Origin of the sequence: Aeribacillus sp. FSL k6-2211 (assembly GCF_037966125.1) — a bacterium.
Lineage (GTDB): Bacteria > Bacillota > Bacilli > Bacillales > Aeribacillaceae > Aeribacillus > Aeribacillus composti.
The window spans coordinates 990720-1010650 of sequence record NZ_CP150190.1; the positions used below are offsets into that span (position 1 = coordinate 990720).

Annotated in this window: 21 protein-coding genes and 1 tRNA gene; 14 read left to right on the forward strand and 8 right to left on the reverse strand. The window is 38.9% G+C overall.

Annotation, left to right across the window (positions count from 1 at the left end):
• Positions 1-63: 63 nt before the first annotated feature.
• Positions 64-135: transfer RNA gene (locus NSU19_RS04945), tRNA-Asn, on the forward strand.
• A 210-nt stretch (positions 136-345) separates the two neighbouring features.
• Here NSU19_RS04945 and NSU19_RS04950 read toward each other — a convergent pair.
• Complete coding sequence (locus tag NSU19_RS04950) at positions 346-1194, reverse strand: methyl-accepting chemotaxis protein (RefSeq protein WP_327848797.1); 849 nt, start codon at positions 1192-1194, stop codon at positions 346-348.
• A gap of 221 nt (positions 1195-1415) precedes the next feature.
• Positions 1416-2666, reverse strand: a complete 1251-nt coding sequence (locus NSU19_RS04955) for an IS4 family transposase (RefSeq protein ID WP_339192832.1) — start codon at positions 2664-2666, stop codon at positions 1416-1418.
• Positions 2667-2882: 216 nt separating this feature from the next.
• Here NSU19_RS04955 and NSU19_RS04960 point away from each other — a divergent pair, with 216 nt between their 5' ends.
• From NSU19_RS04960 to NSU19_RS04975, 4 genes are all read left to right on the forward strand, one after another.
• Positions 2883-4052, forward strand: a complete 1170-nt coding sequence (locus NSU19_RS04960; protein ID WP_021292746.1) for an ISL3 family transposase — start codon at positions 2883-2885, stop codon at positions 4050-4052.
• Positions 4053-4253: 201 nt separating this feature from the next.
• Positions 4254-5012 carry a glucose 1-dehydrogenase gene (locus NSU19_RS04965; protein ID WP_339199031.1) on the forward strand — a complete coding sequence of 253 codons (759 nt, stop codon included), beginning with the start codon at positions 4254-4256 and terminating at the stop codon, positions 5010-5012.
• A gap of 173 nt (positions 5013-5185) precedes the next feature.
• Positions 5186-6046, forward strand: coding sequence for a transposase (locus tag NSU19_RS04970; RefSeq protein ID WP_339199033.1), 861 nt, complete (start codon positions 5186-5188; stop codon positions 6044-6046).
• A gap of 70 nt (positions 6047-6116) precedes the next feature.
• Positions 6117-7025, forward strand: a complete 909-nt coding sequence (locus NSU19_RS04975; protein ID WP_339199035.1) for a transposase — start codon at positions 6117-6119, stop codon at positions 7023-7025.
• Here NSU19_RS04975 and NSU19_RS04980 read toward each other — a convergent pair.
• Both NSU19_RS04980 and NSU19_RS04985 read right to left on the reverse strand, forming a co-directional pair.
• Positions 6990-7742, reverse strand: coding sequence for a TraR/DksA C4-type zinc finger protein (locus NSU19_RS04980; RefSeq protein ID WP_339194539.1), 753 nt, complete (start codon positions 7740-7742; stop codon positions 6990-6992). The genes NSU19_RS04975 and NSU19_RS04980 overlap by 36 nt on opposite strands.
• A gap of 373 nt (positions 7743-8115) precedes the next feature.
• Positions 8116-9057: a 1,4-dihydroxy-2-naphthoate polyprenyltransferase gene (locus tag NSU19_RS04985; protein WP_063386558.1), complete on the reverse strand. Its 942-nt coding sequence runs from the start codon at positions 9055-9057 to the stop codon at positions 8116-8118.
• A gap of 240 nt (positions 9058-9297) precedes the next feature.
• Between NSU19_RS04985 and NSU19_RS04990 the strand changes: the two genes are divergently transcribed.
• From NSU19_RS04990 to NSU19_RS05010, 5 genes are all read left to right on the forward strand, one after another.
• Positions 9298-10719: an isochorismate synthase gene (locus NSU19_RS04990; protein WP_327855785.1), complete on the forward strand. Its 1422-nt coding sequence runs from the start codon at positions 9298-9300 to the stop codon at positions 10717-10719.
• A complete protein-coding gene (gene menD / locus NSU19_RS04995; RefSeq protein WP_339199037.1) occupies positions 10709-12439 on the forward strand; it encodes a 2-succinyl-5-enolpyruvyl-6-hydroxy-3-cyclohexene-1-carboxylic-acid synthase in 1731 nt (576 codons plus the stop codon). Before NSU19_RS04990 ends, menD begins: the two co-directional genes overlap by 11 nt.
• Complete coding sequence (gene menH / locus NSU19_RS05000; protein WP_339199039.1) at positions 12439-13257, forward strand: 2-succinyl-6-hydroxy-2,4-cyclohexadiene-1-carboxylate synthase; 819 nt, start codon at positions 12439-12441, stop codon at positions 13255-13257. The genes menD and menH overlap by 1 nt, the downstream gene beginning before the upstream one ends.
• Positions 13258-13269: 12 nt before the next feature.
• A complete protein-coding gene (gene menB, locus NSU19_RS05005) occupies positions 13270-14088 on the forward strand; it encodes a 1,4-dihydroxy-2-naphthoyl-CoA synthase (protein ID WP_063386561.1) in 819 nt (272 codons plus the stop codon).
• A 67-nt stretch (positions 14089-14155) separates the two neighbouring features.
• Positions 14156-15610 carry an o-succinylbenzoate--CoA ligase gene (locus tag NSU19_RS05010; RefSeq protein ID WP_339199041.1) on the forward strand — a complete coding sequence of 485 codons (1455 nt, stop codon included), beginning with the start codon at positions 14156-14158 and terminating at the stop codon, positions 15608-15610.
• Between the two features lie 7 nt (positions 15611-15617).
• Here the strand turns inward: NSU19_RS05010 and NSU19_RS05015 are convergent, their stop codons facing one another.
• The gene (locus NSU19_RS05015) at positions 15618-15806 is read right to left on the reverse strand and encodes a hypothetical protein (RefSeq protein WP_063386563.1); all 189 of its coding nucleotides are present in this window, start codon (positions 15804-15806) and stop codon (positions 15618-15620) included.
• A gap of 58 nt (positions 15807-15864) precedes the next feature.
• Entirely contained in the window at positions 15865-16110 is a 246-nt protein-coding gene (yidD, locus tag NSU19_RS05020; protein WP_063386564.1) for a membrane protein insertion efficiency factor YidD, read from the reverse strand.
• Positions 16111-16216: 106 nt separating this feature from the next.
• Between yidD and NSU19_RS05025 the strand changes: the two genes are divergently transcribed.
• From NSU19_RS05025 to ytkD, 4 genes are all read left to right on the forward strand, one after another.
• On the forward strand, positions 16217-16690 hold the full coding sequence (locus tag NSU19_RS05025; RefSeq protein WP_063386565.1) for an S-ribosylhomocysteine lyase: 474 nt from the start codon (positions 16217-16219) through the stop codon (positions 16688-16690).
• Positions 16691-16786: 96 nt separating this feature from the next.
• A complete protein-coding gene (locus tag NSU19_RS05030; RefSeq protein WP_063386566.1) occupies positions 16787-17230 on the forward strand; it encodes a Dps family protein in 444 nt (147 codons plus the stop codon).
• A 94-nt stretch (positions 17231-17324) separates the two neighbouring features.
• Positions 17325-17651, forward strand: coding sequence for a hypothetical protein (locus tag NSU19_RS05035; RefSeq protein ID WP_063386567.1), 327 nt, complete (start codon positions 17325-17327; stop codon positions 17649-17651).
• 65 nt (positions 17652-17716) lie between these two features.
• Complete coding sequence (ytkD, locus tag NSU19_RS05040) at positions 17717-18190, forward strand: RNA deprotection pyrophosphohydrolase (RefSeq protein ID WP_094245279.1); 474 nt, start codon at positions 17717-17719, stop codon at positions 18188-18190.
• A gap of 161 nt (positions 18191-18351) precedes the next feature.
• On the opposite strand, the gene NSU19_RS05045 is transcribed toward ytkD, so the two are convergent.
• Both NSU19_RS05045 and NSU19_RS05050 read right to left on the reverse strand, forming a co-directional pair.
• Positions 18352-19158, reverse strand: a complete 807-nt coding sequence (locus tag NSU19_RS05045) for an ABC transporter permease (protein WP_240326839.1) — start codon at positions 19156-19158, stop codon at positions 18352-18354.
• Positions 19136-19915: an ABC transporter ATP-binding protein gene (locus tag NSU19_RS05050; RefSeq protein WP_066249444.1), complete on the reverse strand. Its 780-nt coding sequence runs from the start codon at positions 19913-19915 to the stop codon at positions 19136-19138. Before NSU19_RS05050 ends, NSU19_RS05045 begins: the two co-directional genes overlap by 23 nt.
• Between the last annotated feature and the right edge of the window lie 16 nt (positions 19916-19931).

Below are 19931 nucleotides of genomic sequence, written 5' to 3' on the forward strand. Positions count from 1 at the left end.
ATTGTTGCAATTGTCAGTCAAAAGCTGCTCTATTTGGCAAAATGCTTTAAATTTTTTTTATATTCCGCAGTAGCTCAGTGGTAGAGCATTCGGCTGTTAACCGAACGGTCGCAGGTTCGAATCCTGCCTGCGGAGTCAGTATGTATAAGTACTCAAGTGGATGAAGAGGCTCCTGCTAAGGGTGTAGGTCGTGTTTAGCGGAGCGAGGGCTCAAATCCCTCCTTCTCTGCCATTTGTTGTCTATATATATAGAATTGGAAATAGATCGTTTCATTTTCATTGATGATAAAAGCGTTGCAATACTTGCAACGCTTTTTGTATTTGTTAAGAAAAGTGAATTCCTTTTTATTGTTTGATTTCCATATCTTCATCGTATCCCATTATAGTTTTCATGAATTCTTTTAATTTATGGGAAACTCGATTTAAATTTTCTAAATCTGCCATTAGTTCCGTGATTAGTTGTGCTTCTTCTTGTGAAGATTGGGATATTTCGTTAAAATCATTTTCCATTCGCTTCATGTATTCTTGAATGCTGTCTAATGTTTGTTCAATATTTACTGTTTCTTCCTTCGTATTTGTAGACAATTTGCGTATTTCATTTGCCACTACGCCAAATCCAGCACCGGCAGCGCCAACGCGAGCAGCTTCTATCGCTGCGTTTAAGCCTAAAAGATTTGTTTGATCACTAATCTCTTTTATGATTTTCGTTATGTTGCCGACTTTGTCGGAATGTTCAGTTGCTTTTTTCACAATTTGCGTTATTTCATCAGCAGTTGCTGACAGTTCTTCAGAATGAGCCACAATTTGCTGTATTTTATCTAATAATGAGTGGGAAAAGCTTTCTATTTCATCAATAATGGTTTTTAAATAATGCTGCTTTTTAGTGCTGATGGCCGCATTTATTGCAGCGATCACATTGCCGTTTTCATCTTTTATAGGCACGGATATGCTATCAAACGGTATGCCAAATTCTTCTTCGGGGACTTTGACGACAACCGGCTTTTCCCTGTCAACCATCTGAAAGTTCAAATACTTCGGCGGCAATGGATCACCGGGTTGATGACCAAAGTCTAAATCTTTGCTGGGAGAATAAAATAAATATTTTTCATGATCAAAGACTGTGATCATAATATCCTCTCGCAAAACTTGTTTAAAAATTGGAATGGATTGAATAATTGCTTGGACGATATCCAAATCGTGTACCTCCTTGTATGCTTGAACATGGTCTTTTTTATTCACATTTTTATTATCGGCTGATCAGTAGCGTTGCATAAAAAAATTTAATGTTTGTCAAGCTCAATAAAAATTCCAGTTATTTCATGTAACTGAATATTCAGACATACAATCTTTCTAAGCAAGCTTAAAAGGACAATGACGTCTTAATCGGCAGTCCATTTCCACAATTTGGTAATATATTACAGAAACATTGGATCATAAACTAAATCGTCTAGGTGTTCCACCTCCCCTTCTTCAAATTGGTACACGATGGTTTCAAAATCTTTTTCCCAATGGTATTTTTTCCGACCGTTGGACGTTCGAATTGGCTTTTTAAAAAGGGAGCGAACAAAACAGTCAAAACCTTTAAAAAGCAGATTCTGTAAAGTTCGCTTGATCTCTAATAAAGGACCATCGTGATTCACTTTTAATTGGAGCATGGCCTGTAAGCAATAGGTGATTAGGGCGATCCAAATTTGATTGTAAACGGCATTTTGACTTTTTCCATAAAATCTTTTTATCTTAAGGTGCTGTTTCATCCATTTAAAGAAGGTCTCTATCTTCCAGCGATATCGGTATAAATCTGCAATCTCTTCCGCAGAAAGATCAAAGCAATTGGTTATGATGATCACGGGATTCCCTTCGCTGTCGACCGTTTCGATCAATCGGAGAGGATGAGTCATTTTGGTATGATTACGGTCATTTCCTAAAATGACAATCTGATCCCTATAAATCAAACGTTCTGGATTGGGAATCCGTTCCGATAAAACTTCAATCTCTGCGTTCTTTTTAAGCCGGGTAATGAATCGCACCCCTTCTCGGCATAAGCGGTCGAACTGTTTGTAATCGACATACCCTCGATCAAACAAGTAAATCGCATTTGGATCGATTTCAATGAGTTCGTCCATCTGTGTGCGATCGGCATGTTTCGCGGGTAAGATAATCCCTTGATCCGGAACAGTGATATCCTTCGTTACAACAACCTTTAAATGGAGTCGAACACCAGCCTTTGTCTTACGAAAAGTTGCCCATGGATATTGGCTCAAACTCATGCTCATCGTGGTAGAATCAATGACCAGAAGACGACCAATGTTTCGGATGATCGGGGCATTTTTCATTTGCCCTTGGATCTTTAAGACCAGATATTTAAATACTTTTTCAAACAGTTGAGGGGATAATTGGCCTAATTTGCGAGAAAGTTGCGAAGTACTAATTGCATCAAATTCCAGATATGTCTGCAACTCTTCCTTGTCTTTCAAATGTTTGGCCAATTTTGTTAAGCTTTCCAATTCGTTTAACTGAGCGATGATACAAAGTTGTAAAAACTTATACGCCGTTAATTTTTTAATGTATTTGTCAACGTCAATCACATTAATTAGTTTTGAAAAAGTTATTGGATCGATCTCTTTAAATAGTTCATTTATTGTGGATTCTGTGGTATTCTTATCCATAATGGTTTCTCCTTATTCTTAGGATTTGGATAGGACTGCCAATCCTAATTATAAGGAGTTTTTTTATATCCAAAAAGATGAAATTTAACATAAAATTGGCTCTTCACCACAAAATGTACTTGACAATCAGGTTGTTTTCTGATCAAGGGTACAAAAAATGCGAAATTTCCTGTATGGTAAAGGTGACCAAACCATCAACCATGGAGGAAATTTCGCATGCAATCTCAGTTTATCAAAGATTTGATCACTTTACCAGGCTTTCTTATTCATGGAGAACGAAAAGAGGGAGAACGATGGATTTTTGAACTTTCCCTCCCTCCTCATTGTCCGATCTGCCCGACTTGCTTCGGACGGACAACCAAAATATCATCGAAACGAAAACAATGGATTCATGGCTATACAAATACGGTCGGTTTATTTTGGATTGAACTTCCCATAGAAAGACGGCGTTGCCAAGCCTGTTTTCTGACGTTCACCGTTTCTTATCCGGGACTTCCGTCTCACAGTATCGCGACGGAATCGTTTCAACATTGGGTCGCCCAGTTATGCATCGGAAAAACGATTCAAGAAGTCGCTCGCTTGTTACAACTCGCCTATACGACAGTAGAACGCTGGTTTTATCAATATGCCCCGGCTCTTTTACCAACATCGAATCCTACAGTAGTATGTGTGGATGAATTCGCTTTCCGAAAGGGACATGATTACGGAGTAGCGGTGATGGACACACAGACTCGGAATGTCCTTTCCATTGCTTCTGGAAAAAATGAAGAAGCCATTGTGGAGGCGCTTCAACCCGTCGCCTCCAAAGTGAAGTATGTTGTCAGCGACTTGGCTCCTGCCATGAGAAAAGCCATTGAAAAGGTATGTCCAAAAGCCATCCATGTTCTTGACCACTTCCATGTGATTCAGTTATTCACCGATGCACTGGAACGTTGTCGCAAATACCTTGCCAAAGGCGGAACCAAACATGGAAGCGTTCGCCGCGTGTGCCGATTGTTAAGCCAACGTCCAGAAAAATTAACAGAAGAAGAGAGACAGGAAGTTCGACAATGGTGCCAAGAAAGTGCTTATTTACGTGATGTCTATCAAGCACTTCAACATTTCCGTTACGTATCCAAAAGCCAAACAAGAAAGCAAGCCGAAACTCGTTTGACCCAATGGTTTGACCGGTACCTTTTTAGCGACTGTGCCGCCGTACGCAGTATTGCCAAGGCACTCATCACCCGAAGAGACGCAGTGCTTTCTTGCATCGTTTTTTCTTACTCAAATGGTCCAATGGAAGGAATCAACAACAAAATAAAATTGATCAAAAGGCGAGGATATGGGTATCGAAATATCCAGCGTTTTACTTTGCGTGTCCGTCTAGAGACCTCTATCACATTTTAACGTAAAAATCAAGTACATCTTTTGGTGATGAACCATAAAATTGGGCTTGACAAATTAAAATTAACTTAATGCAATGCTACTGTCGGCTGATATATTTTTATTTTAATTTTTAAATAAGTAATCTTTTGATGACGTCAAATATGGTGTATACTTTATGCATGTAAACAATTTTTTGAAATTTGATAAAGGAGGTATATAAAAATGGCAAATTTTGAAGGCAAATCTGCGATTGTCACTGGCGGCGGCAGCGGAATTGGGCGTGAAGTTTGTTTATTGTTGGCCAGCAAGGGGGCTTTTGTATCTGTAGTCGATTTGTCAGAAGAAAACGGCATGGAAACGGTTCGCCAGATTGAAGAAAAAGGTGGAAAAGCTATCTTTGTTCAAGCGGATGTCAGCAAAGTTGAGGATGTGAAACGATACATAGAGGAAACAAAAAAAGCATTCGGAAAAATCGATATGTTCTTTAACAACGCCGGCGTTGAGGGAGCAGTTGCGCCTATAGCTGAGTATCCGGATGATGCTTTTGAGAAAGTAATCAATATCAATTTAAAAGGAGCTTTTTATGGCTTGAAATATGTTATTCAAGCTATGCTTGAAAATGGTGGAGGTTCCATCGTTAATACAGCGTCCAACGCAGGACTTGTAGGAAGTCCAGGGGTCGGCCCTTATGCTGCTACAAAACACGGAGTGATTGGGCTGACAAAAACGGCGACCGGCGAATATGCGGATAAAAATATTCGGATTAATGCTATTGCGCCTGGACCGACCGCTACGAATATGATGGAACGGTTTACAAAAGGATCAAAAGAAGCAGAAGCTGCCATTAAAGAGGGGATTCCTGCCAAGCGCTACGGCACACCAAAAGAAGTCGCAAATCTTGTCGTTTTCCTGCTTGGAGATGATGCGGAGATTATTAATGGAGCTGTGTATCCGATTGACGGCGGCTTGACAGCATTATAATTTAAAACTGAAATTTTATTTTATAATTGTGTGCAAAGGGGGGCTGTCCAAAAAGTCAGGGTAACTGACTTTTTGGAGCCCCTCATTTTTTCACTTTAAAAAAATGCACAAAAAAATCGTCCTTTCTAGTAAAATGAAGTTACCACACAACATTACAGAAAGGACGATTTTTTATGAGCAATCAAATGATTACTCCTGAAAATTATAACACACAAATGACACTTCCTCTAGATGGAAAAGAAGAAAAAACTCCTGCCAAAAGAAATTTAGCCCCTACTTTCAAACCATATGACAACCGTCAAGTTCAAATGATTTATGATATTGAATCGCTCATACCCGAACATCACGTGGCACGTGTCGTGGACGAAATGGAGGCGATACCAGATAAACAATTGTTTTCTCATTATAAAGGCGGCGGCAGAAGTTCCTATCATCCCAAAATGATGCTGAAAATCATTCTGTATGCTTATTCTCAAAAGGTTTATTCTTGTCGAGGAATCGAAAAACTCGTTAAAGAAAATATTCCTGCCATGTGGCTTTCAGCGATGCAACAACCAGATTTCCGGACAATCAACGAATTCCGAGGCGGACGGATGAAGGTCCTAATGGATGAGTTATTTGAAGCGATGATTCTGAAGTTGATTGAAGAAAATTACATCACGATGGAAAACTACTTTTTGGATGGTACTAAAATTGAAGCCAATGCCAATAAGTATTCTTTCGTGTGGAAAAAATCAACCTCGAAATTTGAAGCGAAGGTAAGAGAAAAAATTCAAGAAACACTTCAGTACATTCAAGAATTAACCCAATTAGAAGCAGGAACAGCACAAAAAGAGGCGAAAGAAGATCCAGAAATCACGGAACAGAACTTGGAAGCCATCGCTCAAAAATTAGAAGAAAAAAGTCGAAATCCTAACAGAGGAAATCGAACAGGAATCCGATACAAAAGTTCGGAAGGAAAAACGAACAGAACGCAAGAAATGGAAAAAACCTTTAAAACTGATTCGAGAAAATTTTTTACCTCGACTAGCTAAATACAAGGAGCAGAATGAAATCTTTGGCGATCGTAACAGCTATTCAAAAACGGATAAAGACGCAACCTTCATGCGCATGAAAGAAGACCATATGAAAAACGGTCAGCTCAAGCCCGGATACAACGTGCAAATGGGGACAGAGAATCAGTTTATCTTGTTTTATACCATTCATCAACGACCGACCGATACACGTTGCTTTATCCCACATATGGAGAAGCTAGCCTCCACTTCATTACCGATGCCCCAAACAGTTATTGCGGATGCAGGCTATGGTAGTGAAGAAAACTATGTATATGCAGTTGGTGATGAGAAAGAGCCCCGGTTTGAGTTTCTAATTCCTTATGGGAGCTATGTAAAAGAACAAACACGTACATACAAAAAAGACATTAAAAATGCCAAAAACTGGACCTATTGTGAAGAGGATGATTGTTTTATTTGCCCGAATGGAAGGAGAGTAACGTTTAAAAAATACCAAAACAAAAAGAATCCATCTGGCTATGAACAAAGCTTCAAAATATACGAATGTGAAGATTGTACCGATTGCCCATTGAAAGCGAAATGCACAAAAGCGAAAGGCAACCGACAAGTTCACTGGAATCCCATCTTCGAAGAAATGAAAGCAAAGGCCAAAACAGCCCTTGAATGTGAAGAGAAAGCCGCTATCTACGCTCGACGCAAAGTCGAGGCAGAAAGTGTGTTCGGTCACATCAAGGGCAATCGGTCGTTCCGCAGATTTTCTTTGCGGGGCCTCGACAAGGTACATGTTGAGTTTGGGATTGTGGCATTAGCCCACAACTTCCTGAAAGTAGCCGGCATCCGCCAGCTACTTTCAGATAAAAATCGAAAAAATATAAAAGCAAGTGGAGAGAAACGCATTGTTTTTCTCCACTTGCTTCATTTTAGGGACTTATCGGACAGGCCCTTTTTTTGTCTTCTTGTAATTTTAATCATTTTTCGTATATGGTTCTTTTTCTGTTAATGGAAGATCTCCCCATAAAACTGTTAAATCCTCTTCATCAAGCATTTTTTCATATCGTTTATGTTCATGTGACGGATAGACGTTTACGTTTTTTCCCTCAATATCTGTATAAATGAAGTTTTCAATATCTTCAATATATCCAATTTCATCATCGGAATTATACATATCTCCGTACGATAACGGTGGAGTTCTTACATCTTGCGGTGTTTCTGACGTTCCGTATTCGATAACATCTTGAAAATAATCATACGGTTCAGTAACAGCGGTATTTTCATGGTCGATTTGAGAGGATCCGTGAAAAGTCGCATCAAGTATTTCTTCCTCTACAGGTCTTTCATGAGAAATCGTTTGAACTAGAGTATGTTCTTTGCATGTTTTGGCTGTCGGTATAGCTTTGAGACGGTCTTCATCAATTTTTTTTCCGCAGACGGAACAAGTACCGTAAGTGCCCTCATGAATTCTTTCTAATGCTTCAACGATCTCTTCATATTCTTTTTCTAAATGTTTATTTAATGCTAAATCTTTTTCTCTTTCATACAGTTCGGTCGCATCGTCTCCGGGGTGATTGTCGTAGCTGGAAAGCTCTCCAGTTGATTCATGGTCCAGCCCTTTTTCCAATTGAAAATGATCGTTATTATCCCAACGTTTTTCAATCTCATTTTTCATGAATATTAATTGCTTTTGAAATTCCTTTAATTTTTTTTCGTCCATGTCCATATGAAAGACACCTTCTTTTTTAGAATCTAAAGCTATTTTGGACGAAAAGGAATAAATTATAACTTTAAAATCATGAAAAAAATTCACCTTTGCAGCCATAAATTTCATCATCATTTTAAAACATGTCAGGAAAGGATTGCTGCTTCCACGCCTTTTTTAACGCTATGCTTTGAAGCTGATGGCACTTGAAAGGCTACCACAACATCATTCGGCTGAGAAACAGGCTGGCTATCCGATAAAGAGGCTGTGACCTATCGAGATGTTTTTTCAGGACAAAATATTTGCTCAGCATATTGAAATTGCGAGTGGATGATACAGAACAAATTTCACAGTAAAGCTTAATAAAAAACACGATAGTAAACATACTATCGTGTTACTGAGATATGATGGTGCTTATGAGCAAACCTGCAGCAAGCAAAAAGCCTAATAAAGTGTTTGTTTGCGATGTTGCTTTCATGGCCGGCATCATTTCAATAGGCTTTGTTTTGCCGACAAATCGCTTCACCGCCTGAATAGCTTTTGGAATGCTAAGAAAAGCTAGAATAGACCACCATGTGGAATAATCAAAAATGATCATAATAAAAATGAGACAGTAAGAAACAATAAACATAATTGCTAAAAATCGAATTGCATTCTGGCGGCCAAGCAAAATTGCTAATGTTTTTCTTCCGTTTTCCTTATCGCCGTCTAAGTCTCTTATGTTATTCGCAAGCATGATGGCGCCGATCGTGATCGCAATCGGGATCGAATGAATGAAAGCTGTTGAAGTTAGATAACCTGTCTGAATAAAAAAGGAAATAAGGATAATAACGACTCCCATAAATAAACCTGAAGCTAGCTCGCCAAACGGCGTGTAAGCGATTGGATATGGACCTCCAGTATATAAGTATCCTACTGCCATACAAATTGAACCGACTAATGCCAACCACCAGCTTGACTGGAGACAAATGTAAATTCCCAATAGGATAGAGACAACAATACATGTGATTGCTAAATTTAAAACGGTTTGGGGCTTGAAGCCATTTCGGACAATTGCTCCTCCAATTCCGACAGATTCTTCTGTATCAAGACCTCGTTTATAATCGAAATATTCATTAAATAAGTTTGTGGCTGTTTGAATTAACAACGAGGCAGTAAGCATTGTAAGAAAAAGTCCAATATGAATGGGTCCTACTTGCAGTGCCAAAAGAGTTCCGACAATCACGGGGACAAATGCTGCAGTTAATGTATGGGGTCTTAAAAGCATCCACCAAGCCCGAAACCCTCGTTCAGCTTTTATAATGGGTACATTATGTGACTCCGTTTTAGGATGCATAATATGTTCTCTCCTTTATTTCATTCTGAAAACGAAAGCTATTCCCCACAACCTAGTCTAGAAAAATGTCGAAAGAGTGTCAATTGTTTTTCATTGGAATAAATGCTCAAGCCCCATCAAAGAGCTGAGCAGTTTGTTTGCTTGTTGTTTTGCATTGCGTCATTCTATAATATAGTTGACATAAATTTTGAACAGGTGTATCTTAATATAAGCTATTTTTCGGTTATGGAGGGATCATCTTTGGTTTCAATTCCATGTTCAGATACATTGAGGGATAAAGTTGCGAATGCTGTCAATCATGCCAAAAAATATTCCCATCCAATCATTTTAAGTTATGTATTTGAAATCAAGGAGAAAGATCCGCTCCAGATTTTCTCAAGCTTTCAATCGGCTTATGCAGGGAAAAGATTTTATTGGGCGACACCTGATCGTACATTTATCCTTTGTGGAATTGGTGTTGAGCTCGAATTGACGACAGACAAAAAATTTTCCAACCGTTTTTTTGACATTTATTCAAAGTGGAAAGATTGGAAAGAGCATATACAAATTGAAGGCGCCCATCCGATTGGAACGGGTCCGCTTCTTTTTGGGGGTTTTTCTTTTGACCCTTTAAAAAATGCGAATTCTTCAAAATGGAAACCGTTTCATGAAGCACGATTCACTTTACCTTCTTTCATGATTACAAAAATTGGCCGTCACACACTTGCTACTATAAACAGGTTAATTCAATCAACTGATGATATAAATGAAATTATAAATCATTTCAATACATATGAATACACCTTAAAGAAAAAAAATGAAGACACAAATTCTTTTTTGAATTTTACCATCAAAAAAGAAAGTTTGTTTTATAAAAAAGAGTGGATGGCAGCTGTTGAAAAAGCAACAGAACAAATAAAACAAAACCGTTTTGAGAAAGTCGTATTGGCAAGGGAAATGCTGCTGGAGTTTGAGGGATCGATTGATATACATTATGTTTTATCAATGTTAAATGAACATCAGCCTAATTGTTATTTATTTGTTGTTGAAAATGAAGGAAAAACGTTCGTTGGTGCAACTCCTGAGCGGCTTGTAAGCAAGAGAGACCAAAAGGTCCAGTCTGCATGTGTAGCAGGATCAATTAAAAGAGGAAAAACAGTGGAGGCAGACGAAGAATACGCTCAGATGCTGCTTTCAGATACAAAAAACATTCATGAACATCAAATTGTTGTCAAAGCGATCGAAAAAGTGTTCCGTGAATATTGCCAAGAAGTGCAACTACAAAACAATCCAACGATTTTAAAAACGCCGAATATTCAACATTTGTATACACCTGTTGAAGGAACCGTAAAAAAAGGTTTTACGTTGATTGATTTTGTAGAAAAATTGCATCCGACCCCTGCGCTTGGCGGCTATCCGAAAGATGCTGCTCTAGCATTTATTCGCAATGAAGAACCTTTAGAGAGAGGCTGGTATGCTGCTCCGGTTGGATGGATGGATGATCAGGACAACGGAGAATTTGTCGTTGCGATCCGTTCAGGTCTGCTGGATGAGCAAAAAGCTTATTTGTATGCAGGATGCGGGATTGTTGGAGATTCGAAGCCGGAAGAGGAATACAGGGAGACAGAAATCAAATTTGGACCTATGCAGCATGCATTAGGGGGAAAACTGAATGAAAAATAAAAATCTATCTGACTATGTCATTGCATTTGTAAATGGATTAATTACAAAAGGTATTTCTGAAGTTGTGATTAGCCCAGGTTCACGATCTACCCCGCTTGCGATCACATTTGCAGAGCATCCGAAAATACATACTTATATTAATATTGATGAACGATCTGCAGGTTTTTTTGCTCTTGGATTGGCTAAAAAACAAAGAAAACCAATTGCTTTGCTTTGCACATCAGGAACAGCTGCAGCAAACTATTATCCAGCTATCATAGAAGCCCATTATTCACGCATCCCTCTTGTGATTTTAACGGCTGACAGACCTCATGAGCTGCGGGATATTGGAGCTCCACAAGCAATTGATCAAATTCATCTGTATTCGAACTATGTGAAATGGTTTGTTGATTGCGCTCTTCCTGAAAGCAGTCAAACGATGCTGTTATATATAAAAAATATCGCTCAACGGGCGGTCCAAACTGCAAATGAAAATCCGAAAGGACCAGTCCATATCAACTTACCTTTCCGAGAGCCGCTTTTGCCCGATCTATCGAAAATCCATCAATTGCAGAAGTCTCTTCATATTGAGCCAGTGGTGGAAATAAAAAAGCTGGTCGAACATGAGCAAATTGAACGGATTGTGGATGAAATCGATTCAAGCGAGAAAGGACTTATTGTATGCGGGGAATTACATAACAAAGAGTTTCGTGAACAAGTTTTGGCACTAGCAGAGAAATTGAAATTCCCGATATTAGCGGATCCGTTGTCCAATTTACGCTTTGGCGAACATTCTAAACATTATATTATTGATTGTTATGATTCCATTTTAAAAACGATGGGAAAGAAAGCGTATCTGAAACCTGATGTCGTCCTTCGTTTTGGTGCAATGCCCGTCTCAAAACCGCTGTTTCTATTGTTAAGAGACCATCCTGAAATAAAGCAAATTGTGGTTGATGGTGATGGCGGTTATCGCGATCCTACTTTATCAGCAGAACATGTTCACAGTGATGAAGCCTATTTATGTGAAATGCTGATCAAAAAATGTAAAGATAAACAGGAAACATCCTGGTGTAAAAAATGGAAACAAGTAAACAATCTCTTTCGAGAATATTTGTCAACGCCGGTCATTGAGGAAGATTCTTTATTTGAAGGAACGGTATATGTCGAATTGCAAAAATTGCTCCCGGATCGCTGCAATGTATTTGTAGGAAACAGCATGCCGATTCGAGATGTCGACACGTTTTTCCATAACAGTGATAAAAATATTACGGTTTATGCCAACCGGGGAGCGAACGGAATTGACGGAGTCGTTTCGACAGCCCTTGGGGTTTCTGCAGCTAGTCATGAAAAAACTATTTTAATCATAGGGGATTTATCATTTTATCATGATTTAAATGGACTCCTTGCTGCAAAACAAAATAAATTGAACTTAACTGTTTTATTAATTAATAATAACGGCGGCGGCATTTTTTCATTTTTGCCGCAGGCGGATGAAAAGACGCATTTTGAACAATTGTTTGGCACCCCGACCAATTTAGATTTTCAATATGCAGCCAGCTTATATAGTGCACATTATAAAAAAATTTCCACTTGGGAAGAATTCAGAAGCGAGTTTCAATTCTGCATGAATAGAGATGGATTAAATATTATTGAAATCCCGACCAATCGACATACACGAGTCAACGAACAGAGAAAATGGCTTCGTTCTGTTTCCTGGGAAATAGAAAGGATGTTATGATGGGAAAATTGGCCGTTCGAAATGTGAATTATTGGGCTGAAACGTTTGGAAAGGGGGAGCCACTTGTTCTCCTTCATGGTTTTACAGGAAGCGGAGAAACCTGGGGATTTTTGAAAAATAGTTTAAAAAAATACCAGCTAGTACTTATCGACATCATCGGCCATGGTCAAACAGATTCGCCTGAAAATCCTGAAAGATATCGGATGGAAGAAGCAGTTGAAGATCTAAAAGAAATATTGCTTTCATTAAATATTCGAAAAGCGCATGTGCTCGGGTATTCAATGGGCGGAAGATTGGCATTGAGCTTTGCAATGAGACAGCCGGAATTTGTGAAGACTTTAATATTGGAAAGCAGTTCTCCTGGATTAAAAACTGAAAAGGAACGAGAGACGAGAAGGCTGCAGGACGAACGACTTGCCCAAATGATTTTGGACGAAGGGATTGCGGCATTTGTCCAACATTGGGAAAATATCCCTTTGTTTTTAACGCAAAAGTCTCTCCCGCCTGCCGTCAAGGACAAAATAAGAAAGGACCGGCTGAAAAATAATGCAATTGGATTGGCAAACAGTTTAAAAGGAATGGGAACTGGCGTTCAACCATCATGGTGGGGAGCATTAAAAAGTTTCAACATCCCTACATTATTAATTTGTGGTGAAAGGGATCTTAAGTTTTGCAAAATTATGAAAGAAATGAACCAATTGATTCCTTGCTCTGAATTAAAGATCGTGCCGCAAGTCGGACATGCAGTTCATGTGGAACAGTCAAAATTTTTTGGTAAAATAATATATGAGTTTCTCCAACATTTTTCTACATATTAAAGGAGGATAAAAATGGGATTTCCTTGGGTAAAAGAACGAGAATATGATGAAATCATTTATGAAACGTACAATGGGATAGCAAAAATTACGATGAATCGTCCTCATGTACATAATGCATTCACACCAAAAACGGTCGCGGAAATGATCGATGCTTTTTCCTATGCGCGGGACGATGATAAAATTGGTGTAATTATTTTGACAGGTGCTGGTGATAAAGCGTTTTGCTCAGGCGGAGATCAAAAAGTGCGGGGGCATGGCGGATACGTCGGGGATGATAAAATTCCTAGATTAAACGTTTTGGATTTGCAACGGCTTATTCGGGTGATTCCAAAACCGGTTATTGCGATGGTGAACGGATATGCAATTGGAGGAGGACATGTTCTGCATGTCGTGTGTGATTTAACGATCGCATCAGAGAATGCAATTTTCGGACAAACAGGCCCAAAAGTTGGAAGCTTTGATGCAGGATATGGAGTGGGACTGCTTGCCCGGCTTGTTGGTACGAAAAGAGCTCGTGAAATATGGTATTTATGCCGTCAATATAATGCGCAGGAAGCTTATGAGATGGGCTTAGTCAACAAAGTTGTCCCATTAGAGCAGCTTGAAGAGGAAACTGTCAAATGGTGTGAAGAAATTTTGGAAAAAAGCCCAACTGCTATTCGCTTCTTGAAAGCTGCATTTAATGCAGATACAGATGGTCTCGCCGGTCTCCAACAATTTGCGGGGGATGCGACATTATTGTATTATACAACAGATGAAGCGAAAGAAGGACGAGATGCATTTAAAGAGAAAAGAAAACCTGATTTCAAACAATTCCCGCGTTTCCCATAAAAAGAACAAGCAGCTTGATGGCGATGCATCGAGCTGCTTTATTGTGCAATAATCGAGGTGTCGAGACATGAGTGCAAATCGAAATGAAACACCGAATTGGCTTAAACAGCGAGCTTTTTTGACTCCGGACCGATTGGCCATTCGTTATGAGGGGAAAAATTATTCATTTTTGGACTTGCATCAGCTTGTTGAAAAAAGAGCAAGACAGCTGCATCAAATAGATATCAAGCGTGGAGATACAGTCGGGCTTTTAATGAAAAACAGCTTAGAAATGGTCATTAATATTCATGCTTTAATGTATCTCGGTGCAGTCAATGTTCTTTTGAATACTAGACTAACAGCTGAAGAATTATTATGGCAAATAAATGATGCGAATATAAAATGCGTTATCTGTGATGATGAATTATCGGTTCATTTTCCCGGTAAAAAAGTTATGACATTATCAGAGTTGAAGCTTTGTGATGAAAAGGAAGCAGCATTAGATGACAGCTTTATTTTAGATGACGTGGCAACGATTATGTATACGTCTGGAACAACAGGAAAACCGAAAGGAGTTCAGCAAACATTTGGGAATCATTGGTGGAGTGCGATCGGTTCTGTGCTGAATCTTGGACTGAAGGACGGCGATTGCTGGCTTTTGGCAGTTCCTCTTTTTCATATAAGCGGACTGTCAATTTTGATGCGCAGCGTCATTTATGGAATCGGAATTGTTCTCCATTCTTCATTTTCAGCGAAAGAAGCAAACAGAGCGATCAAAAATGAAGGAGTTACGATTGCTTCCGTCGTTACGGCCATGCTGAATGACATGCTGCAGGAATTAGGAAGTGACACGTATCCGAAATCGTTTCGCTGCATGCTTTTAGGAGGAGGTCCTGCCCCGCGGCCGATTCTTGAACAATGCCGTGAAAAAGAAATTCCCGTTTTTCAAACATATGGGATGACGGAAACGTGTTCGCAAATTGCCACATTAGCCCCTGAATTTTGCTTTTCAAAACTCGGATCTGCGGGAAAACCGTTGTTTCCAGCTCAAATTCGGATCGTAGCAGACGGCAGGGCCTGCTCCCCTAATGAAGAGGGAGAAATTGTAGTAAAAGGACCGAATGTTACACCGGGGTATTTACATCGTCCAGACGCAACAAACGAAGCTATACGTGACGGCTGGTTTTATACTGGAGATTTAGGCTATCTGGATGAAGAAGGATTTTTATATGTATTGGACCGCCGATCCGATTTAATTGTTTCGGGAGGAGAAAACATTTATCCGGCGGAGGTTGAAGCAGTTATTTTGTCGCATCCTTCCGTAAAAGATGTAGGAGTGGTAGGAAAAGAAAATAAAAAATGGGGAAAAGTTCCCCATGCTTTTGTCGTCCGAAGCGAAGAGGTGTCTGAAGAAGAATTAAGGCAATTTTGTTTGAAAAAGCTGGCAAAATACAAAGTTCCAAAAGGATTTACATTTGTTGAATCTCTGCCACGAAATGCATCTAAAAAGCTGCTCAGGAGAAAACTAAAAGAATGGCTGTAGTTTTTGGCTATTCATGATCGACAGTTAAAATATCATATTGGCTAATATGCAATAAGTGGTGGATTTCGTTTGGCAAATGTTCGAACGAGCCGTATTCATAGCTCCACAAATTTAAAAAAGAACAAACAGAAGAATGGAACGTCTCTTCTGTTGCATTATTCACTTCATGTTTAAATTGAGCGATCATATTTTCCATATCTTTTGCTCCCCTTTAGCTTTATTTGATAATTGTAGTATTTTGCATTATTTTTCATTTATTCACTCGTTTTTTTATTTATATCTTTTTCAATTTCCGGGACAGGGTCAAATCCTCCCGGGTGAAACGGGTGGCATTTCAAGATTCGTTTTACTGTCAGAAAGCCGCCTTTGACAGCTCCGAAACGCTTCACTGCTTCAAGCCCGTATTCAGAGCATGTTGGGTAAAAGCGGCACGAAGGCGGCTTTAACGGGGAGATAAAGATTTGATAAAAACGGATAAGGGCGATCATGACAGATTTCACAGCAAGCACCTCTTTTTTCTGGAATCTTGACAACATTTTAACATAAATGTATGTTATAAAATTTTGTGTTAAAATGGAAACTAAGAAAATGTAAGGAGTGATGGGAATGCCTTCAGTGGAGAGTTTTGAACTGGATCATACAAAAGTGCAAGCACCGTATGTCAGACATTGCGGAGTACATAAAGTCGGCACGGATGGAGTAGTTAACAAATTTGATATCCGCTTCTGCCAGCCGAATAAGCAGGCAATGAAACCGGATGCTATTCACACATTGGAGCATCTTCTGGCATTTACAATTCGCAAATATGCGGAAAAATATGATCACTTTGATATCATTGATATTTCTCCAATGGGGTGTCAAACAGGCTTTTATTTAGTCGTTAGCGGGGAACCGACCGTAAAAGAAATCATTGATTTATTGGAAGAGACAATGAAAGATGCTGTAGAGCAGACAGAAGTGCCTGCCGCAAACGAACTGCAATGCGGCCAAGCGAAGCTTCATGATTTAGAAGGCGCCAAAAAGCTCATGGAATATTGGCTAAAGCATAGTAAAGAGGATTTGGAAAAAGTGTTCAGCTAACAGCTACACGCAATGATGCAACTTTTTTTATAGTTTTAAGAGTGCAAAAAAGGGGTACTGTATAACTAAAAGATTAAATAAAAAGGAGATGGGATTATGTCTAAACAAGATTTATTTCAAATCGTAAATAAACAAATTGCGGATTGGACGGTACTTTATGTAAAATTACATAACTTTCATTGGAATGTAAAAGGAGACCAATTTTTCGTTCTCCATGAAAAGTTTGAAGAGCTGTACAATGAAGCTGCTGGTTATATTGACGAATTAGCGGAAAGACTTTTAGCTTTGGGCGCTAAACCTGTTGCTACGATTAGAGAAAGCCTAGAAATCTCCTCTATTAAAGAAGCAGAAGGCGTTGAAACTGCAGAACAAATGGTGCAGGCAGTTGTTGACGACTTTTCCGCCATCATTCAAGATTTGGACAAAGGAATCAAAGTTGCTGAAGAAGTGAATGACGAAGCAACTGGTGACATGCTTCTCGATATTAAAGTGAATCTTGAAAAACATAACTGGATGTTAAAGTCATTCCTTGGAAAATAATTATATCCTTCCTCTTTTGGCTGCGTTAGGCAGCCTTTTTTTATAAATATTTTTCTTTGATAAGGCAATACTTAAAAAGAGGAGGGGGATATAAATGTCCGAAAATCCAAAAAAAACCTATTATATATCAGTAGCTAGCGGTGAGATTTCCCAAAGCAGAGAAGCATCTCCGTGGGATTTTCAAATTTCTGCCAATGATGAGGAAATTACGGAGTTACGGGAGTATTTCGATCAGATTCATTCTACCAGCTGGCAAAATTTCTTCCGGGCGCATGTTCCGTATATACAGTATCATTATGACAAGGAAAATGATGCGATTGATGCTTTAACAAAAAAAGTATATGAATTCATTTATAAGCATGGCGACGAAGAAGCTAGAAAACATATTGCTTCAATGGGTCTTATGCATAATCAAGAATAAGTTATACAATCCTCTTTTCCATATGTTATGATGAAAACAGATAAATGGGAGTAGAGGGATTGATTATGTTTTATTTTAAAGATTTTTACGGCAATGATGTATACCTGTCTTTCCGTCAACACCCTTTTTCTGTTTACCCGAAGCATGTCTGGGTCATCTGCCGATATGAAAACAAATGGCTTTTAACTTTACATGAAGACCGGGGCTACGAGTTTCCAGGAGGAAAAGTCGAGAACGGCGAAAAGCCGGTTGAAGCTGCTGTCCGGGAAGTGAGGGAAGAAACGGGAGGAATTGTCCAAGATATCGTATATATTGGGCAATATAAGGTTATAGGAAAAGAGAAAACGATTGTGAAAAATATTTATTATGCGGAAATTGAGAGGCTCGAAAAACAGAGCACGTATTTTGAAACGTTAGGTCCAGTCCTGCTTGCGGACTTGCCTGAAAAAATTGAGGACGATCATCGCTTTAGCTTTATTATGAAAGATGATGTTCTAAAACGCAGCTTGGACAAAATTTATGCCGATTACATAAAATAGCTTTTAAATTCCTGAAAGTCGGTTTAGAAATTGTTTAAGGGGGTGTCTAGTAAGTCGTTTTTACGGCTTATTGACGCCCCCATTAATGTGTTAGAAACGTTGATATATCGGTGTTTATGATTTTTTGTTTTCAATGGCGATTTGACTTTTTTGACAGCCTCTTATTGGCTTTTGATTAATGTTTTTTCAATTAGTTCGACAATTTTGTACATGATCGTTGCAAAGATGGCAATGATAACTAGGCTTAACAGCACAAGGGTAAAATTAAAAACTTGGAACCCGTAAATAATCATATAGCCTAATCCTTTAGCTGAAACGAGAAATTCTCCGACGATCACACCCACCCAGGATAACCCGACATTGACTTTCAAAGTAGAAATAATGGTTGGAAAAGATGACGGCAGGATCGCCTCTCTGAACACGTGCTTTTTGCCTGCCCCAAATGTTTGCAGCACTTTTATATAATTCGGATCCACTTCTTTAAAGGAAGTATAGACTACAATTGTAGTAATAATAACCGAAATGATTGTTCCCATCGCGATAATTGAGGTAAATCCGGGCCCAAGTACAACGATGAAAATCGGCCCAAGAGCTACTTTCGGCATTGCGTTTAAAACCACTAAATACGGATCTAATATTTTAGACAGCCTTGGAAACCACCATAATAGAGCAGCAAGTAATGTCCCGAATAATGTCCCAAAAATAAACCCCAAGACCGTTTCAAAAAGCGTCACGTTCAAATTGGCAAGTAATGTACCGTCCTGCAGTTTTTCAACAAATAAGTGAAAAATTTTTGTCGGCGAACTGAATATGAGCGGGTCTATCCATTTTTGGCTGGATGACACCTCCCATATGAGAAAAAAAGAAATAAAAATTAAGATTTGATAAAAGGTAATCCATTTCTTTTCCTTATTCAATCTTTGCAAATATTGTTTATGGAGGAGATCAATTGTTGTTGTTTGTTTCAAGCTGATCTAACTCCTTCCAGATTAAGTCAAAAAGTGAAGTATACGTTGGATGCTGCCTTGTTTTAAACGGGGATGTATCCCGCAATTCTTTTGGGACAGTAAATATTTTGGCAATTTTGCCAGGCCTTTTGGATAGCAGGACAATCCGATCGCTCATGGCGATTGCTTCCCCAATATCATGCGTGACTAGAATGGCTGTTTTTTTAAAATCCTTTAATGTTTGAAAGACTAAGTCTTCAAGCTTTAATTTCGTTTGATAATCGAGGGCGGAAAAAGGTTCATCCAATAGCAGCATTTTCGGATCTGTAGAAAGAGTGCGGACTAAAGCGGCTCTTTGTCTCATTCCGCCTGATAATTGATTCGGATATAGCTTTTCTACATTTTCGAGACCCATTTGGTGCAGAAGCTGAAATGTCCGCTTTTTCTCATTTTCATTCAGTTTGTTCAATAATTTTAATCCAATTAAAATATTTTCCTCTATCGTTTTCCATGGAAATAAATAATCTTGTTGCAGCATATAACCGACAGACGGTGTTGCGGAAGATATTTGCTTTCCGTTCAAAATAACTTGCCCTTCTGTCGGTTTCATGATACCGGCAATGATGGAAAGCAGCGTTGTTTTGCCGCAGCCGCTAGGACCTAGAAAGGATATAAATTCCCCTTCCTCTACTTCCAAATGGATGTCCTCCAAAGCAGTCGTTGCCGATTTTTTTGTAAAATAAGTATGGCTGACATGATCGATCGTTAAAAATGACAATCTCCTCCCCCCTTGT

Excerpts from the sequence above, each read along its gene's own strand:
- NSU19_RS05025 (WP_063386565.1), top strand. The coding sequence starts at position 16,217 with ATGCCTTCAGTGGAGAGTTTTGAACTGGATCATACAAAAGTGCAAGCA.
- menB (WP_063386561.1), top strand. The coding sequence starts at position 13,270 with ATGGGATTTCCTTGGGTAAAAGAACGAGAATATGATGAAATCATTTAT.
- NSU19_RS04985 (WP_063386558.1), bottom strand. The coding sequence starts at position 9,057 with ATGCATCCTAAAACGGAGTCACATAATGTACCCATTATAAAAGCTGAA.
- NSU19_RS04960 (WP_021292746.1), top strand. The coding sequence starts at position 2,883 with ATGCAATCTCAGTTTATCAAAGATTTGATCACTTTACCAGGCTTTCTT.
- NSU19_RS04955 (WP_339192832.1), bottom strand. The coding sequence starts at position 2,666 with ATGGATAAGAATACCACAGAATCCACAATAAATGAACTATTTAAAGAG.
- NSU19_RS05015 (WP_063386563.1), bottom strand. The coding sequence starts at position 15,806 with ATGGAAAATATGATCGCTCAATTTAAACATGAAGTGAATAATGCAACA.
- NSU19_RS04970 (WP_339199033.1), top strand. The coding sequence starts at position 5,186 with ATGAGCAATCAAATGATTACTCCTGAAAATTATAACACACAAATGACA.
- NSU19_RS05035 (WP_063386567.1), top strand. The coding sequence starts at position 17,325 with ATGTCCGAAAATCCAAAAAAAACCTATTATATATCAGTAGCTAGCGGT.
- ytkD (WP_094245279.1), top strand. The coding sequence starts at position 17,717 with ATGTTTTATTTTAAAGATTTTTACGGCAATGATGTATACCTGTCTTTC.
- menD (WP_339199037.1), top strand. The coding sequence starts at position 10,709 with ATGAAAAATAAAAATCTATCTGACTATGTCATTGCATTTGTAAATGGA.
- NSU19_RS05010 (WP_339199041.1), top strand. The coding sequence starts at position 14,156 with ATGAGTGCAAATCGAAATGAAACACCGAATTGGCTTAAACAGCGAGCT.
- menH (WP_339199039.1), top strand. The coding sequence starts at position 12,439 with ATGGGAAAATTGGCCGTTCGAAATGTGAATTATTGGGCTGAAACGTTT.
- NSU19_RS04965 (WP_339199031.1), top strand. The coding sequence starts at position 4,254 with ATGGCAAATTTTGAAGGCAAATCTGCGATTGTCACTGGCGGCGGCAGC.
- NSU19_RS04975 (WP_339199035.1), top strand. The coding sequence starts at position 6,117 with ATGCGCATGAAAGAAGACCATATGAAAAACGGTCAGCTCAAGCCCGGA.
- NSU19_RS05030 (WP_063386566.1), top strand. The coding sequence starts at position 16,787 with ATGTCTAAACAAGATTTATTTCAAATCGTAAATAAACAAATTGCGGAT.
- NSU19_RS04980 (WP_339194539.1), bottom strand. The coding sequence starts at position 7,742 with ATGGACATGGACGAAAAAAAATTAAAGGAATTTCAAAAGCAATTAATA.